The 1,723-nt window shown below is 76.4% G+C and carries 1 protein-coding gene and 1 pseudogene; both read right to left on the reverse strand.

The genetic code is table 11. The annotated features are described in order from the left end of the window. Positions 1–277 (reverse strand): annotated as a pseudogene (locus NT8_RS28030) (activator-dependent family glycosyltransferase); the annotation flags it as partial. A gap of 122 nt (positions 278–399) precedes the next feature. Then, the coding region (locus NT8_RS28035; RefSeq protein ID WP_369406320.1) for an activator-dependent family glycosyltransferase at positions 400–1,723 on the reverse strand (1,324 nt) is incomplete at its 5' end.

Genomic DNA, 1,723 nt, shown 5'->3' on the forward strand with positions numbered 1-1,723 from the left:
ACAGGTACTCCCACGACAACACCCCCCCATCACCCACACCCCAATCGAACTCGCTGGCGGAGGAGCCGGGCAGCGACTCGAAGTCGCGCACGAGCTTCTGCATGACGTGGTCCCGCCCGACCGGGGCGAACGGCAGCCCCGCCCCGGTCACGGCCGGGCCGAGGGCGGGCTGGCTGGCGACCAGCACCTCGTGGCCGGCGGCCCGCGCCGCCCACGCGATCGGCACCATGCCGAGGAAGTGGGTCCGTTCGGAGGAGGTCGCGAAGAGGATGCGCACGGGGGTCCGCCTTTCGGTGCGGTGCGAAGGGTGCGGGGTCGGGCGCGGGGTCCGCGGCGCGGGGCGCCGCGGACCCCGCGGTGCGGTCGGGACGCGCGATCGGGGTGCGACCGGGTGCGCGGTCAGGCGGCGCGCAGCTCCGCGCGGCGCGCGGCGAGGGCGGCCAGGTCGGCGGTGATCCCGGCGGGTGCGGGCATGGCGGCCATCTGCGCGCGCACCCGGTCGGCGCCGGCCGCGAACGCCGGGTCGCCGAGCAGCCGGGCGACGGCGCCGGTGACCGACGCGGTGGTGGTCTGCTCCGGGGAGAGGGTGATCCCCGCGCCGGCCTCGGCGACGTTGCGCGCGAGCAGCGGCGCGTCGAGGTCGGCGACGGCCAGGATCAGCTGGGGCACGCCCGCCGCGAGCCCGGTGCACACCGTGCCGGGGCCGCCGTGGTTGACCATGGCGGCGCAGGTGGGGGCGAGGGCGTGCAGGGGGACGTAGTCGACCAGGCGGACGTTGCCGGGCACCGTGCCCAGCCTCTGCTGCTGCTCCACCGGGAGGGTGGCCACCACCTCGGCGTCGAGGTCGGCCAGCCCGTCGAGCACCCCGGCCATGGAGACGGCGTAGCCGCCGTACCACTCGGTGGCGCTGGTGCCCATGGTCAGGCAGATCCGGGGCCGGTCGGCCGGGCGCCGCAGCCACTCCGGCACCACCGCCCGCCCGTTGTAGGGGACGTAGCGGACGGGGAGCCGGCGGACGGCCGGCCCGGGGTCGATGCGCAGCGCGTCGGGGAGCTGGTCGACGGCCGCGTCGCCGTCGACCAGGGACTCCGAGAACGCGACGCCGTGGCGGGCGGCCCGGTCGGCGAGCCAGTCGCGCAGGGGGTCGGCGCGGTCGGCCTCGGGCTGGGCCGCCATGGTGCGCAGGAACTGGGCGCGCATCCGGCCGAACATGTCCAGGCTCCACAGGTAGCGGGCGTGCGCCGCCCCGCACGCCTCGGCGGCGATCCCGGCGGCGTAGGTGGTGGTCTCCCAGACGACGAGGTCCGGGCGCCACCGGTCGCACAGGTCGACGAGGTCGTCGAGCATGGGTTCGTTGATGACGTTCCACCAGTACTCGACCGACTCCTCCATGCCCAGCAGCAGCCGCTTCCACGGCAGCTCCTCGGGCCACCGGTCGCCGACGTCGAACAGGCCGCCGGTCGGCTCGGGGTCCCAGCGCGCCGCCCACTCCACCCACTCGCGCAGCCGGTGGTCGGTGCCGACGGGGGCGTAGGGCAGCCCGGTGCCGGCGACGAAGGGCGCCAGTTCGGGTTGGCCGGCGACGCGCACGTCGTGCCCTGCCGCGCGCATCGCCCAGGCCAGCGGCACCAGCCCGATGAAGTGGGTCTTCTCTGCGTAGGAGACGAACAGCACGCGCATCTGGGCTCCTCGGTGCGGCGGGGCCGCGGCCTGCGGGCCGCGG

The sequence above is a fragment of the Nocardiopsis trehalosi NBRC 14201 genome (assembly GCF_001552555.1).
GTDB classification, from domain to species: domain Bacteria; phylum Actinomycetota; class Actinomycetes; order Streptosporangiales; family Streptosporangiaceae; genus Nocardiopsis_B; species Nocardiopsis_B trehalosi.